Here is a 13,454-nt window from a genome sequence, read left to right as displayed (position 1 = left end):
GCGGGTGGAAGCGGAAGAAAAACCACCGGGTCGCAAACTAACTGTTCCAGTATTGGAAACAATGCATCGGGAACTTCGCGTGGAGTCCCTTGCTTTGGTGGATGGCGGCGTCCGAAAGAAGGGTTTTTAGAGGAAAACCCTGCTGCCGATTTGGGACAATGAAAATCGAACGAAGGAGCGCACTATGCCACACGGCGAGTTCAGCGAGGACACTCCGAAACCAGGTCCCTGCGGTGTTCCGGCGCTTTTTTTTTGGAGGGCCTTCTGGCCTGTCCATGGCACTCGAGACCACCCTTGTTTTCGGGGAGTCTGATCACGGGGATACGTCGCGTGGGGCGCTAGCGAATCACCGGTGCGTCGGGCAATTCGTTGTGCCCGGGGGTTTCCGGGGGGCGTGGAAAGTGCCGGACAAGGCGGGACGAAACTGCCTCGATGGCCTGCACGAGGCCCTCTTCGTACTCCAACTGGCGAAAGCGAGGGGCCATGAGCGCAATGACATCGCGCCATTCGTCCGGTGCCACATGGCGGGCGAGGCCCCGGTCGGCCACGATCTCTATCGCGTGCTCGGGCAGCAGCAGGTAGATCAGCACGCCGTTGTTGTGCTCGGTGTCCCACACGCGGTATTTGCTGAACAGCATGATGGCGCGTTCGCGCGCACTCGCATGCCGGCGCAGGTAACCCCAGGGCAGGCTGGCTTCGGCGACGATGCGGATCTGGCCCATGTGCTGCCGTTCGCTGGCGGCCACCTGCGCGGCGAGGCGCTCCAGGGTCTCACCAGGCAGCGCACGGCGCGCCTGGGGCTCGCACCACCGGTGGCGCACCAGGCGCCAAAGTGCAGCCGGTAAAACGGTGATGGAGGTGGCTGTTGCTGATTCTGGGCCCATGTTCACCAGTCCCCCGAGGCGCCGCCGCCTCCAAAATCTCCACCACCGCCCGAGCTGAATCCGCCACTGTCGCTGTTGCTGCCACCGCCGCTCCAGCCGCCGCCGGCACCAGCCCCCCAACCTCCGGCCGCCGCACCGCCTCGGCCACGCTGGGGGCTGCTGCTGCCGCCGGAGCCACCGAAGATCCAGGTGTAGAGCAGTGCGAGCAGGCCCGCGCCGCCCGCCACGATCAGGCTGGAGGTGACCACGAAGGCCAGGAAACCCACACCCCCACCCATGAGAAGGCCACCCAGGCGGCTGCCAAAAATGCTGCGCGCCAGGGGCCCAGCCACGATCACGCCGAAAAAGAGGAAGACGGCGAGGTCCGTCCAATCGAATCCGTCGCGGCTGCTGTTTGGGCTGTGGGTCGTGTTGTTGCCGCTGCTGGCGGGTGCTGGCAACGCTTCGCCGGCAATGCGTGCGGAGAGCTGGGTGATGGCCGTGCCCAGCCCGCCTGCATAGTCGTTTTGCTGGAACCGGGGTTTCATGGCGCCGTCGATGATGCGCGCCGCTGCAATGTCGGGGATGGCCCCTTCCAGGGCCTTGGCGACCTCGATGCGCATCTTGCGGTCGTTCTTGGCCACGATCACGAGCACGCCGTCACCCACGTCGCGGCGCCCGATCTTCCAGGCGTTGCCCACGCGGTTGGCGAACGATGCGATGTCCTCGGGGACGGTAGTGGGCACCATCAGCACCACCACCTGCGCGCCCCGGGTCTGCTCCAGCGTGTGCAGCTGTGTTTCGAGCGTGGCCTTGTCGGCGGCGCTCAGGGTGCCGGTCTGGTCGATGACGGGGCTGGTGAGCGCGGGCACGGGCTGCAAGCTGCCGTCGGCATGTGCCCAAGGCAGTGCAATTGCTATAAATAATATAGCTGTTAGCGCTTTATGGATAAGCGCTAGAGGCATATTTTTCTTAAATTTTCAGCGACGAGACGGGCTGCGTTCAAGGCTTGGGCTTGGACGCGGAGAAATCCACGGTGGGTGGTGCGGAGATCTGGGCCTCGTTGGCCACGGTGAAGCTGGGCTTGGGGGGATAGCTGAACGCCATGGCGGTCAGGTTGGTGGGGAAGCTGCGCGCGAGCACGTTGTATTCCTGCACGGTCTGGATGTAGCGGTTGCGTGCCACGGTGATGCGGTTCTCGGTGCCTTCCAGCGTCACACGCAGGTCCCTGAAGCCCTGGTTGGCCTGCAGCGTGGGATACCGCTCAGAGACCACCATCAGCCGCGACAGCGCACCCGACAATTCGCCCTGCGCCTGCTGGAACTTGTTGAATGCCTCGGGGTTGTTCAGGGTTTCGGGCGTGACCTGGATGGAGGTGGCTTTGGCGCGCGCCTCGACCACGCGGGTCAGGGTTTCCTGCTCGAAGTTCGCCTCGCCCTTGACGGTGGCGACGATGTTGGGCACCAGGTCCGCACGGCGCTGGTATTGATTGAGGACCTCGCTCCACGCGGCCTTGGACTGCTCGTCCAGCCGCTGGAAGTCGTTGTAGCCGCAGCCGGTCAATGCGCTCAACGCCAGCACGGCGGCCAAAAGGGCAAGAATGCGTTGGATCATGGTGAGGTTTGCCAAGTGGGGTTCAGGGACAGGTTGGGGCACGGAGCCAAGACGCCAAGGTGCCAGAAACCGGATGCTCGGCAGATTCTGCAACAAGTGCAGCACCCGGCGCCACTTTCCGGGCGCGTCGCAAGGCTTTGGGAGATGGCCGCACAATAGCACCCTGCACATGGCGGGCCGCGCAGCCGCCATGCCATCCTCCTTTGTCCCAGACGTCCCACCCCGACCACCATGCCCCGTTCCCGCGCCAGTGCCGCCACCCTCGGAGGTTCCTCGGACGACACCGAAGCCGCGTTCTACGAGGCTTTGCAGCGGGGCGACATCGAGCTTTTGATGGCCTGCTGGGCCGAAGACGACGACATCATTTGTGTGCATCCGGGCGGGCCCCGGCTGCTGGGTGCGGGGGCGATTCGCACCGCATTCGAGGCGATGTTCTCGCATGGCACGGTGCGGGCGCGGCCCTTGCAGGTGCACCGCGTGGTGGCGCTGACGAGCGCTGTGCACAGCGTGGTCGAGCAGGTCGAGGTGATGCTGCCCGACGGTCTGCACCAGGCCGTGGTGCTGGCCACCAACGTCTATCACAAGACCCCGGAAGGCTGGCGCCTGGTGGCGCACCATGCGAGCCCTGGCGTGGCGCCGGACGCGCAGGTGGTGGATGCCCAGCGACCCGTGCTCCACTGAGCGGCGGTAGGCTTGCATTCAAGCTTTTTTGCTGCTTGGCGCATGATCTGTAAGAGTTTATTGCTATGAAATATGTAGCACCGCGATGGTTGCCTGGTGGCCAGCTACAGACCATCTGGCCGGCCCTGTATTCGCGCCGTGTGTTTGGCCCCCGCCCCGAATACCGCCGTGAGCGCTGGGACACGCCGGACGGGGATTTTGTGGACATTGATTTCCTGCAGGAAGAGGGCGCCACGGCGTCTGTGGCACCCCGGCCGCTGTTGGTGGTCTTCCACGGTTTGGAAGGCTCGTCGCGCAGCCACTACTGCGAGGCTTTTGCCGATCTGGCGCGCGAGCGCGGCTGGGCCTGCGCGTTGCCCCATTTCCGGGGTTGCAGCGGCGAGATCAACCGGGCGCCCCGCGCCTACCACTCGGGCGACCACGCGGAGATCGGCTGGATGCTGCAGCGCCTGCGGGCGTCGCACCAGGGGCCTTTGATGGCCGTGGGCGTCTCCTTGGGCGGCAATGCACTCTTGCGCTGGGCGGCCGAGGTGGGCGAGGACGCCGCGCGCAGCGCCGATGCCGTGGCTGCCGTGTGCTCGCCCGTCGATCTGGCCGCAGGGGGGCACGCCATTGGGCGCGGCTTCAACCGGCAGGTCTACACACGCATGTTCATGCGCACCCTGGTGCCCAAGGCGTTGCAGAAGCTGGCGCAGCACCCAGGGTTGTTCGATCGGCAGGCGCTGATGGCCGCGCGCGACTTGTATGCGTTTGACAACGTGTTCACCGCGCCGCTGCACGGCTTTCGCAACACCGAGGACTACTGGCAGCGGGCGTCGGCCAAGCCGTTGCTGCACCACATCCGCATTCCGGCCCTGGTGGTCAATGCGCGCAACGACCCGTTTGTCCCGGCCGCCAGCCTTCCGCTGCCGCACGAGGTGCGCAACGGGTTCGTCACACTGTGGCAGCCTCCGCATGGCGGCCATGTGGGTTTTGCCCATGGTCGCCTGCCAGGGCATGTGCGCGCGATGCCTGACGCTGTGGGCGGATGGCTGGCCGAACACACAGAGGCCGGGGCGCGGGCGGGCGCACAATCGCTGCATGGATGACATCGTCAAACAGGCGCTGGCCAAGTGGCCCAACGTGCCCAACTGCTACGGCTGGCTGGGCCTGGACGCGCGTGGCCATTGGTACCTGCGCGATGACCAAGCCCAGGCCGCTGGGCCGTTTCCTCAGAGCAAGGGGTCCTTGCTGCAGCATGAAAAGCTCATCGAATTCATCGCACGCAATTTCGAGCCCGATGGGCAGGGTCAATGGTTCTTCCAGAACGGGCCCCAGCGGGTGTATGTCGAGCTGGAAGCCACGCCCTGGGTCTGGCGCATACAGGCTGATTTTTCGGTGGTGTCCCACACGGGCAGTGGCGCGGCGGTGCAGGATTGTCTGGTGGACGCACAGGGCCGCGTTTACCTGACCACTGCGCAGGGTGTGGGCCTGGTGCACACACTGGACGTTCCGTTGGTGGCCGAAGCGGTGGAAGCCGGGCGCTGGCTTCCGCAGGCGGTGCGGGCGGAGGACCTGCCTGGCCGCTACGGCTTTGTCATGAGCCCGAGCAGCCGCTGGGCGGCGCAGGCCCAGGCTCCAACCAAGGCGCCCTCGGTGTCGGGCCCCCACCCATAAAAAAAGCCGGTCAGCAAGACCGGCTTTTTTGTCCCCGTGTTCCGCCCGAAAGGCGCTGCGAGTGCGGTGGGAGCGGAAGGGTGTTGATTTACTTGGCGGCGGCTGCCATGAATTCGACCGCTGCGCGCAGGTCGGCGTCTGAAGCCTGTGCTGCACCGCCACGGGGAGGCATGGCGCCCTTGCCCTTGGCGACGCTGCTGTACAGCGCATCGATGCCAGCAGGCAGGCGGGCCGACCAGGCGGCCTTGTCACCAAACTTGGGGGCGCCGGCCACGCCAGCGGCATGGCACACCTGGCACGCCTGCTTGTACAGGGCTTCGCCAGCGCCTGCGGTTGCGGCAACCGGTGCGGCAGCGGCTGGAGCAGCCTCAGCGGCGGTGGCTGCCGCCGCCACCGGAGTGGCTGGGGCTGCAGGGGCTGCCTCTGCGGCTGCCGGAGCGGCGCCTGCGGCGGCGGGGGCTGCAGGTTCTGCAAATTTGGCGCCGGCTGCATTGGCCATGTAGGCCACGGCACGTGCAATTTCGGTGTCGTTGAAATCCCCGCCACCTTGCGGAGCCATCGCGCCCTTGCCCTTCAGGGCGGATTGCACCAGCGTTTCAAAGCCGGTTGCGATGCGGGCCGACCAGGCGCCGGCATCCGAAAATTTGGGAGCACCGGCAGCGCCTGTGGCATGGCACGCGGCGCACTGGCCCTTGTACACCTCTTCACCGGCCTTCAGAGGGCGGTTGGCATCACGGATCTCGACCATGCCCACCTTCTGGATGCGCTCGGCAATGGCTTTCTCGGGATTGGCGGCGCCAGCGGCTGGCTTGTCGGCCGACGTGACGTACAGAACCAAGCCAATGATGGCAAAGATTGGAATCACAAACGAGAAAAGTACCGCGACCAGCAACTGCTTGGGGTTCTTGATCGGGCCGGTATGGGCTTCTTCGTGGTGGTTGTCGCTCATGACGTCCTCTGGTGTATCGGGGGCTTTGATGAAATCAACCTTAAATTATATCTGCGGGGCTGTTGTTCTCCGGGTAAGGCCCGCGCACGCCATGACCCTGATACACGGCACGACCCTGCGCGCGCCACAAACTGTGGGGCGCCAGGGGGCCGTCGTTTGTATCAGGATGGATTGCCTGCTGCTGCCGCTTCAGGTGCTCCGCCACCCAGGGCCTTGTACAGCGCCACCTGGTTTTGCAGTTGAGCGAGTTTGACCTGCACCACGGCCTGCTGCGCCGTGAACAGCGAGCGCTGCGCATCCAGCAGATCCAGGTAGCTCGACACGCCGTTGCGGTAACGCAGATCGGACAGCTGCAGCCGTGAGGCCTCGGCCTGGGCCTGCAGCTGCTGTGCCTGCGCCTGCTCGCCCAGCGTGGCCTGGCCTGCCAGTGCGTCCGACACTTCGCGGAAGGCTGTCTGGATGGCTTTTTCGTACTGCGCAATGGCGATGCCGCGGCCGGCCCGTGCGCTCTCCAGGTTGGCCTGGTTGCGGCCCGCATCAAAGATGGGCAGCAGCAGGGACGGCGCAATGGTGAATCCCCACGAACCGCTCTTGAACAGGCCCGACAGCTCGCCGCTGGCGGTGCCAGCTTGGGTGGTGAGCGAAATGCGCGGGAAGAACGCGGCCCTGGCAGCGCCGATGTTGGCGTTGGCTGCAATCAGCTGCTGCTCCGCCTGGCGGATGTCGGGCCGACGGGTCAGCAGTTCGGATGGCAGCCCCGCTGGCAACTGCGCCATGGCGGGGGCCGCTGCCAGCCTGCTGCCTGCGAGGCTGGCACGGATGTCGTCGGGCAGGGATTGCCCGAGCAGCAATGCCAGGGCGTTTTCGTCCAGCGCGCGCTGGCGCTGCTGCTGGGCCAGCGTGGCCCGTGCGGCCTGGGTCAGTGACTCGGCCTGGCGGAAATCGAGCTCGGAAGCAACGCCTGCATCCAGGCGCATCTTGGTCAGGCGCACAGACTCGTCCCGCGAGGCTAGGGTCTGGCGTGACAGGTCCAGCAGCTCTTCATCGGCCAGCAGGTTCAGCCAGCCGTTGGCCACGGCGGCCACCAGGCTCACTTGCGCAGCGTTGCGCCCTTCTTCGGTGGCGAGGTACTGCGCCAGGGCCTGTTCCTTGAGGCTTGCAATGCGGCCAAAGAAGTCGATCTCCCAGGCCGTGACCGCCAGGCCGACACTGAACGAGTTGGTCAGGTCGCCGGTGCCCGTGGCGGGCGCGCGGCTCGCGTTGGCGGCCAAACCCACGCCCGGGTACAGGTCTGCCCTGCGCACCTGGAACGTTGCGCGTGCCTGCTCGATGTTGAGCACGGACACCCGCAGATCGCGGTTGTTGGCCAGGGCCACTTCGATAAGCTGGCGCAGCCGGGGCTCGGCGAAATAGTCCTGCCAAGGCGCTGCCGCTGCGGCGTTTGGCGTGGCGGCGGCGCTCGTGGCGTAAGTGGCTGGCACGGGCGCCGCGGGGCGCTCATACGTCGGTATGAACGAGCAACCGCCCAGCAGCAGGGCTGTTGCCAGCGCGATGGCGGTGGTACGTGGGTGACTAGTCATGGGTTCCAACTCCTGCTTCCTCTGCATGGCGGCGGTTCATTTCCTGCTGGCGCGCGCTGCCTTTGAACAGGCTGCGGACCACTACGAAGAACACGGGCACGAAGAACACGGCCAGCACCGTGCCAGTGACCATTCCACCCAGCACGCCGGTGCCAATGGCGCGCTGGCTGGCCGAACCGGCCCCCGATGCGATCACCAGCGGCAGGACCCCCAGGCCAAAGGCCATCGAGGTCATCACGATGGGACGGAACCGCAGGTGGGCTGCCGCCAGTGCCGACTCGATCACGCTCGTGCCCTGGGCCTGCAGGTCTTTCGCAAATTCGATGATCAAAATTGCATTCTTGGCAGACAGGCCGATGATCGTGATCAGCCCCACCTGGAAGTAGACGTCGTTGGCATAGCCGCGCAGCAGGGTGGCCAGCAGTACACCCAGCACGCCCAGGGGCACCACCAGGATCACGGCCAGCGGGATCGACCAACTTTCGTACAGCGCTGCCAGGCACAGGAACACGGCCAGGATGGCGAAGCTGTAGAGGATCAGCGACTGTGCACCCGCCAGTTTTTCCTCGCGGGATTGGCCTGTCCACTCAAAGCCGAAGCCTGCGGGCAACTGGGTCGCGAGTTTTTCCATCTCGGCCATCGCGGCACCCGTGCTGAAACCCGGGGCGGGCGCACCCGAGATGCGCATTGCCGGATAGCCGTTGTAGCGCACCGTTTGCTGCGCGCCGTTCGCCCAACGCGTTGTGGCAAATGCCGAAAGGGGCACGGGTTTGCCCTGGCTGTTGGCGGCGTTGATCTTCAACAGGTCATCGGGTTGCATGCGCGCCGGGGCGTCGGCTTGCACCACCACGCGCTGCAGGCGGCCCTGGTTCGGGAAGTCGTTCACGTAGCTCGAGCCAAGGGCGGTGGACAGTGCCGAATTGATCGCATCAAACGGCACGCCCAGCGCGTTGGCCTTGTCGCGGTCGATATCGATCTGCAACTGCGGGGCGTCTTCCAGGCCATCCGGGCGCACCTGGGTCAGCACCTTGCTTTGCGAGGCCATACCCAGCAGCTGGTTGCGCGCCTTCACCAGCGCTTCGTGCCCGGCACCCCCGCGGTCCTGCAGGCGGAACGTGAAGCCGCTGGCGTTGCCAAGCTCGGGAATAGGTGGCGGGCTCAACGGGAAGATGAACGCATCGCGGATGCCCATCAACCCCCCGAAAGCCCGGCTGGCGACGTCCTGTGCCGACTGGCCTGGGCCGTGGCGCTCGCTCCAGTCCTTCAATGTCACAAAGGCAAGGGCGGCATTCTGGCCCTGGCCGGAGAAGCTGAACCCCAGCACGCCCACCATGCTTTGCACTTCGGGCTGCTTGAGGATGAACTCCTCGACCTGCTGCATCACGGCCAGCGTGCGCTCTTGTGTGGCGCCGGGTGGCAGTTGTACGTTGACAATGATGTTGCCCTGGTCCTCGCTGGGCAGGAACGATGTGGGCAGCCGCATGTACACCACGGCCACGGCGCCAATGATGGCTGCGTAGATGACGAGGTAGCGCGCTGCCCGCTTGAGCATGCGCGAGACAAAACCTTCATATCCCTTGGCCGTGCGCGAGAAGCCACGGTTGAACCAGCCGAAGAAACCGCGCTTTTCATGGTGGTGGCCGGCTTCCACAGGCTTGAGCAAAGTGGCGCACAGTGCAGGCGTGAGCGACAGCGCCATGAAGGCCGAGAAAGCAATGGATGCCACCATCACTGCCGAGAATTGACGGTAGATGTTGCCGGTGGACCCCGCAAAGAAGGCCAGTGGCACGAATACTGAGATCAGCACCACGGTCACGCCAATGATGGCGCCTGAGATCTGGCGCATGGCCTTGCGCGTGGCCTCCAGGGGCGAGAGCCCTTCTTCGCTCATGATGCGCTCGACGTTTTCCACCACCACGATCGCATCGTCCACCACGATGCCGATCACCAGCACCATGCCAAACATCGTCAACACGTTGATCGAGAACCCCAGCGCCAGCAGCGTGGCGAATGTACCCAGGAGAGCAATGGGCACCACGATCGTGGGGATGATGGTGTAGCGCCAGTTCTGCAGGAACAGGAACATCACGAGGAACACCAGCGCCACCGCTTCCACCAGGGTTTCTGCCACCTGCCTGATGGAGATGTCCACAAAGCGTGAGCTGTCGTACGGGATGCTCCAGCTCATGCCTTCAGGAAAGTAGCGCGAGAGTTCATCCATCTTGGCGCGAACGGCCTTGGCAGCTTCCAGGGCGTTGCCACTGGGGGAGAGCTGGACGCCGATGCCCACGGCGGGCTTGCCGTTCAGGCGTGCAGCGGTGGCATAGGCCTGGCCACCGAGTTCCACGCGTGCCACGTCCTTGATGCGCACCGTGGACCCATCGGTGTTGGCCCGCAGAACGATGTTGCCAAACTGCTCCACGCTGGAGAGCTGGCCGTTGACCACGACGGTGGCTGCGATCGCCTGGCCTGCGATGTTGGGCAGATCGCCGATGGTGCCGCTGGCCACCTGGGCGTTTTGTGCGCGGATTGCGGCCGTGATCTCGGCGGCCGAGAGGTTGAAGCTCACCATCTTGGCGGGATCGATCCAGATGCGCATGGCGCGCTCTGTACCAAAAAGCTGCGCCTGGCCGATGCCTTTCAGGCGTTGCAGTTCGGGCACGACGTTGCGCGATGCATAGTCACCCAGGGCCACCGTGTCCGTTGCCGGGTTGGTGGACGAGAGCATGGTGAACAGCAGAAAGTTGGAGCGCGATTTGTCCACGCGCACACCTTGCTGCGTTACGGCGGAGGGTAGGCGGGGCGTTGCACGTGACAAGCGGTTTTGCACGTCCACCTGTGCCAGGTCGGCATTGGTGCCGGGTTGAAAACTCAGGGTGATGCTGCCGGAGCCGTCGGCCTGTGCGACGGATTCCATGTAGATCAGCCCGGGTGAACCGTTCATCTCGCGTTCGATCACCGACAGCACGCTGTCTTCGAGGGTTTGCGCGGATGCACCGGGGTACGCTGCGTTGATGACGATGGCCGGGGGGGCCACTGGCGGGTACTGTGCAATAGGTAGCTGCGTGATCGCCACGCCGCCCATCACCATGATGAACAGCGCGATCACCCATGCAAAGATGGGGCGGTCGATAAAGAACTTGGCCATGCTGGAATGCCCCTTATGGCTTCGATGCCGAAGCGGCAGATGCAGCAGGTGTGGCGGCCTGTGCCGAAAGTGCACCAGGTGCGGAAGCGCTCCCTGGGGCTTGCCATGGGACGGGTTTCACAGGTGTGCCCGGGGGCAGCATCTGCAGTTTCTGAAAACCGTCCACCATGACTTTCTCCCCCGCCTTCAGCCCGTCAAGAACCACCCACCGGTTGTTCTGGGCGGCGCTGACCTTGATGGTGCGTGGAGACACCTTGCCATCGTCACCCACCACGCTCACCGAGTCACCCTGCTGGGTGCGTGTGACTGCCTGCTGGGGCAGGGTGATGGCGTTGCTGGCCTGTGCTTGTTCGATGCGTACGCGCAAATACAGACCCGGTAGTAACTCGCCCTTGGGGTTGGGGACTTCCGCGCGCAATGTGACCTGACCGGTGGTGGAGTCCACCGACAGATCGGTGAACAGCAGCTTGCCTGCCTGGGCGTATTCGGTTCCATCGCCCAGAACGAGCTTGACGCTCGCGGCCTCTGCGCTTCCGGCGCGCTTGAACTGGCCGCTTTCCATGGCCCGGCGCAACTGGAAGACATCGCTGGCCGACTGGGTGAAGTTCACGTACACGGGGTCGATTTGCTGCACCACGGCCAGGGGGGTGGCTTCTCCTTGCCCCACCAATGCCCCTTCAGTAACCAAGGCGCGGCCTATACGGCCCGATATTGGCGATGTCACGCTGGCGTAGCCCAGAGTGATGTCGGCGGTGCGTACTGCGGCCTTGGCGGTGGCCACATCCGCCTGTGCCTGCTTCTCGGCGGCTTCGGCGTTCACGAAGTCCTGTTTGCTGATGGCGTTGGCACTTACCAGTGGGCGATAGCGTTCCACCTGTGCGCTGGCCTGCGCGAGGTTGGCCTGCGCTTTTGCCAGACTGGCTCGGGCACTCTCGGATGCTGCAGCATAGGGTGCAGGGTCAATGCGAAACAGTGGTTGTCCTGCCTTCACATCACTGCCTTCCTTAAAAAGGCGTTGCTGCAGGATGCCAGCAGCGCGAGCCCGTACCTGCGCAACCCGCGAGGCCTCCACACGGCCTGGCAATTCAGTGATCAACCCGACGTCGCCAGGGGTCGCAGTCACAACGCCGACCTCCACGGGGGGCATCTGCGGTCCTCCGGCTGCGGCTTGGCCGTCCGCCTTGCCACATGAGGCCAGTAGGAGCGCTGCCGCAGTAGCGGCGACCAGAGAGGCGGCCCTGTGAGTTGGGGAGGCGCGAAAGGAGGCGGTGGTAGATGCGTCACGGGATGTGGGCATGGGAGTCCTTTTGATTGGCGTCAAGGAATGGGGTTGTAGGGGATGGCCCCTCGGTCGGAGGCAGTCCAAGATCAGAGCCCGACGAAATAAGTGCGCGATTATACATACAGACATGAATGTATAATTGCGATGCCCCGATGTCTTTGCATAAAGTGTGGGTACTTAGTATTGAACATAAGGAGGCAATTACCAATGGCGCGTCGAACCAAGGAAGATGCAATTGCCACGCGCAATAGCCTGATTGATGCGGCGGAGCATGTCTTCTGGGAGAGGGGGGTTTCGCGTGCTTCGCTGAGTGACATTGCTCAGGCCGCCGGTGCTACGCGGGGGGCGATCTACTGGCACTTCAAGGACAAGGTGGATCTCTTCAATGCCATGATGGACCGGATGACTCTTCCGTTGGAGCGGGGCTACGGTGAGTTTGAAAGCAGTACTTGTCCGAATCCCGTGCAGCGACTGCGGGCTGTGATGGCGTTTGTGCTGCGCAGTGTGGCTTCTGACGAGCGAACGCGCAGGGTTTTTGAGATTGCGCTCTACAAGGTGGAGTATGTGGGTGAACTTGTGGGGGTTCGTGATCGCCACATGGCTGCGTCGGATGGTTTTACGCGGCAACTGGCGCGTGACTTTGAGCTGGGCGCGCAGGCGCAGGGGGTTGTCTTGCCTGTCGCGTCCATCGAGGCGGCGATTGGCTTGCACGCCTTGTTCGACGGGCTTATCAGAAACTGGATACTGAGTGAGGGGGGCTTTGATCTGGTGGTGGTTGGTGGGGCGAGTACCGATGCTTTTTTGCTGGGGCTGGGGTTGTCGCTCCCAGTGTCTGGGGATGCCGAGGCTCGCGGTCTCTCCTTGTGAGGTGGGTGTTTTGCTCTTCTCGTGTTGGGGTTGGGTGGCGTCGATCCTGGTGGGTTGGTTGCGTGCGATAATGTGGGGCTGTGTAAGTTTTGCCGTGCGGCTGTAGCTCAGTGGATAGAGTATTGGCCTCCGAAGCCAAGGGTCGTGGGTTCGATCCCCGCCAGCCGCACCAGTGACGCAGGTAGTCCTGTATCTTTCTCGTGGGGCTGAGGGCGAGGATTTGGGAATTTCTTCGGGCTGCAAAAAACTAGTGCTATAATTCGAAATTCTCCGGAGGGGTGCCCGAGTGGCTAAAGGGGGCAGACTGTAAATCTGTTGGCTTACGCCTACACTGGTTCGAATCCAGTCCCCTCCACCAGTGAGTGAGTAGTGTTGAGGTCGATGTTTGGCTTTGCTTTTGGCTTTGTCAGGCGCGCAGAGGTTGTTGGCCGATGCGGGAGTAGTTCAATGGTAGAACCCTAGCCTTCCAAGCTAATGACGCGGGTTCGATTCCCGTCTCCCGCTCCATTGCTTGTTTGTGCTGGTTTGTTGAGTTAGCAATTTTGATGTCGTGCGAGCGGTGTCAAGCTGCCCATGTGGCTCAGTGGTAGAGCACTCCCTTGGTAAGGGAGAGGTCGCGGGTCCGATTCCCGCCATGGGCACCACTTTCAGGTGCGTCCGATTCTGGTTGCGCCGAAATCCAGTTGTATTGGTATAGATTTTTTTCGGAGTCGGAAAAATGGCAAAAGGAAAGTTCGAGCGCACCAAGCCTCACGTCAACGTGGGCACGATCGGCCACGTGGACCATGGCAAGACGACGCTGACGGCAGCGATT

12 protein-coding genes and 4 tRNA genes are annotated in these 13,454 nt (G+C 63.8%); 9 read left to right on the top strand and 7 right to left on the bottom strand.

Annotated elements, in window-relative coordinates:
* Positions 1-338: 338 nt before the first annotated feature.
* From ASE52_RS09180 to ASE52_RS09170, 3 genes are read right to left on the bottom strand one after another with little or no spacing between them, the layout of a single operon-like run.
* The gene (locus ASE52_RS09180; RefSeq protein WP_057225611.1) at positions 339-884 is read right to left on the bottom strand and encodes a TPM domain-containing protein; all 546 of its coding nucleotides are present in this window, start codon (positions 882-884) and stop codon (positions 339-341) included.
* 2 nt (positions 885-886) lie between these two features.
* Positions 887-1,828 carry a TPM domain-containing protein gene (locus tag ASE52_RS09175; RefSeq protein WP_057225609.1) on the bottom strand — a complete coding sequence of 314 codons (942 nt, stop codon included), beginning with the start codon at positions 1,826-1,828 and terminating at the stop codon, positions 887-889.
* Positions 1,829-1,865: 37 nt separating this feature from the next.
* Positions 1,866-2,474, bottom strand: coding sequence for a LemA family protein (locus ASE52_RS09170; protein WP_029414406.1), 609 nt, complete (start codon positions 2,472-2,474; stop codon positions 1,866-1,868).
* 234 nt (positions 2,475-2,708) lie between these two features.
* On the opposite strand from ASE52_RS09170, the gene ASE52_RS09165 reads away from it, so the two are divergent.
* From ASE52_RS09165 to ASE52_RS09155, 3 genes are all read left to right on the top strand, one after another.
* Positions 2,709-3,158 (top strand): nuclear transport factor 2 family protein, encoded by a 450-nt coding sequence (locus tag ASE52_RS09165; protein WP_057225606.1) that lies wholly within the window; start codon positions 2,709-2,711, stop codon positions 3,156-3,158.
* Between the two features lie 65 nt (positions 3,159-3,223).
* The gene (locus tag ASE52_RS09160) at positions 3,224-4,246 is read left to right on the top strand and encodes an alpha/beta fold hydrolase (protein ID WP_057225605.1); all 1,023 of its coding nucleotides are present in this window, start codon (positions 3,224-3,226) and stop codon (positions 4,244-4,246) included.
* Entirely contained in the window at positions 4,239-4,814 is a 576-nt protein-coding gene (locus ASE52_RS09155; protein WP_057225603.1) for a DUF2946 family protein, read from the top strand. The genes ASE52_RS09160 and ASE52_RS09155 overlap by 8 nt, the downstream gene beginning before the upstream one ends.
* A gap of 88 nt (positions 4,815-4,902) precedes the next feature.
* Here ASE52_RS09155 and ASE52_RS09150 read toward each other — a convergent pair whose 3' ends face one another.
* From ASE52_RS09150 to ASE52_RS09135, 4 genes are all read right to left on the bottom strand, one after another.
* Positions 4,903-5,763 carry a c-type cytochrome gene (locus ASE52_RS09150; RefSeq protein ID WP_057225601.1) on the bottom strand — a complete coding sequence of 287 codons (861 nt, stop codon included), beginning with the start codon at positions 5,761-5,763 and terminating at the stop codon, positions 4,903-4,905.
* 161 nt (positions 5,764-5,924) lie between these two features.
* Positions 5,925-7,343 carry an efflux transporter outer membrane subunit gene (locus tag ASE52_RS09145; protein WP_057225599.1) on the bottom strand — a complete coding sequence of 473 codons (1,419 nt, stop codon included), beginning with the start codon at positions 7,341-7,343 and terminating at the stop codon, positions 5,925-5,927.
* Positions 7,336-10,491 (bottom strand): efflux RND transporter permease subunit, encoded by a 3,156-nt coding sequence (locus tag ASE52_RS09140; protein WP_057225597.1) that lies wholly within the window; start codon positions 10,489-10,491, stop codon positions 7,336-7,338. The genes ASE52_RS09145 and ASE52_RS09140 overlap by 8 nt, the downstream gene beginning before the upstream one ends.
* A gap of 13 nt (positions 10,492-10,504) precedes the next feature.
* Positions 10,505-11,788 (bottom strand): efflux RND transporter periplasmic adaptor subunit, encoded by a 1,284-nt coding sequence (locus ASE52_RS09135; protein ID WP_057225595.1) that lies wholly within the window; start codon positions 11,786-11,788, stop codon positions 10,505-10,507.
* A gap of 192 nt (positions 11,789-11,980) precedes the next feature.
* Between ASE52_RS09135 and ASE52_RS09130 the strand changes: the two genes are divergently transcribed.
* From ASE52_RS09130 to ASE52_RS09105, 6 genes are all read left to right on the top strand, one after another.
* Positions 11,981-12,640, top strand: a complete 660-nt coding sequence (locus ASE52_RS09130; protein ID WP_057225594.1) for a TetR family transcriptional regulator — start codon at positions 11,981-11,983, stop codon at positions 12,638-12,640.
* 96 nt (positions 12,641-12,736) lie between these two features.
* Positions 12,737-12,812 (top strand) — tRNA-Arg (locus ASE52_RS09125).
* Positions 12,813-12,912: 100 nt separating this feature from the next.
* A tRNA-Tyr gene (locus ASE52_RS09120) sits at positions 12,913-12,998 on the top strand.
* A gap of 75 nt (positions 12,999-13,073) precedes the next feature.
* A tRNA-Gly gene (locus ASE52_RS09115) sits at positions 13,074-13,147 on the top strand.
* 62 nt (positions 13,148-13,209) lie between these two features.
* A tRNA-Thr gene (locus tag ASE52_RS09110) sits at positions 13,210-13,284 on the top strand.
* 74 nt (positions 13,285-13,358) lie between these two features.
* Positions 13,359-13,454 (top strand): GTP-binding protein (locus tag ASE52_RS09105; protein ID WP_033470817.1); only part of this gene is annotated, 96 nt, incomplete at its 3' end.

The organism is Acidovorax sp. Root275 (assembly GCF_001428965.1).
Taxonomy (GTDB): domain Bacteria; phylum Pseudomonadota; class Gammaproteobacteria; order Burkholderiales; family Burkholderiaceae_C; genus Acidovorax; species Acidovorax radicis.
This window is presented reverse-complemented; position numbering and strand designations above follow the sequence as displayed.

Coding starts and splice junctions, on each gene's coding strand:
- ASE52_RS09180 (WP_057225611.1), bottom strand. CDS start 884: ATGGGCCCAGAATCAGCAACAGCCACCTCCATCACCGTTTTACCGGCT.
- ASE52_RS09175 (WP_057225609.1), bottom strand. CDS start 1,828: ATGCCTCTAGCGCTTATCCATAAAGCGCTAACAGCTATATTATTTATA.
- ASE52_RS09165 (WP_057225606.1), top strand. CDS start 2,709: ATGCCCCGTTCCCGCGCCAGTGCCGCCACCCTCGGAGGTTCCTCGGAC.
- ASE52_RS09160 (WP_057225605.1), top strand. CDS start 3,224: ATGAAATATGTAGCACCGCGATGGTTGCCTGGTGGCCAGCTACAGACC.
- ASE52_RS09155 (WP_057225603.1), top strand. CDS start 4,239: ATGGATGACATCGTCAAACAGGCGCTGGCCAAGTGGCCCAACGTGCCC.
- ASE52_RS09150 (WP_057225601.1), bottom strand. CDS start 5,763: ATGAGCGACAACCACCACGAAGAAGCCCATACCGGCCCGATCAAGAAC.
- ASE52_RS09145 (WP_057225599.1), bottom strand. CDS start 7,343: ATGACTAGTCACCCACGTACCACCGCCATCGCGCTGGCAACAGCCCTG.
- ASE52_RS09140 (WP_057225597.1), bottom strand. CDS start 10,491: ATGGCCAAGTTCTTTATCGACCGCCCCATCTTTGCATGGGTGATCGCG.
- ASE52_RS09135 (WP_057225595.1), bottom strand. CDS start 11,788: ATGCCCACATCCCGTGACGCATCTACCACCGCCTCCTTTCGCGCCTCC.
- ASE52_RS09130 (WP_057225594.1), top strand. CDS start 11,981: ATGGCGCGTCGAACCAAGGAAGATGCAATTGCCACGCGCAATAGCCTG.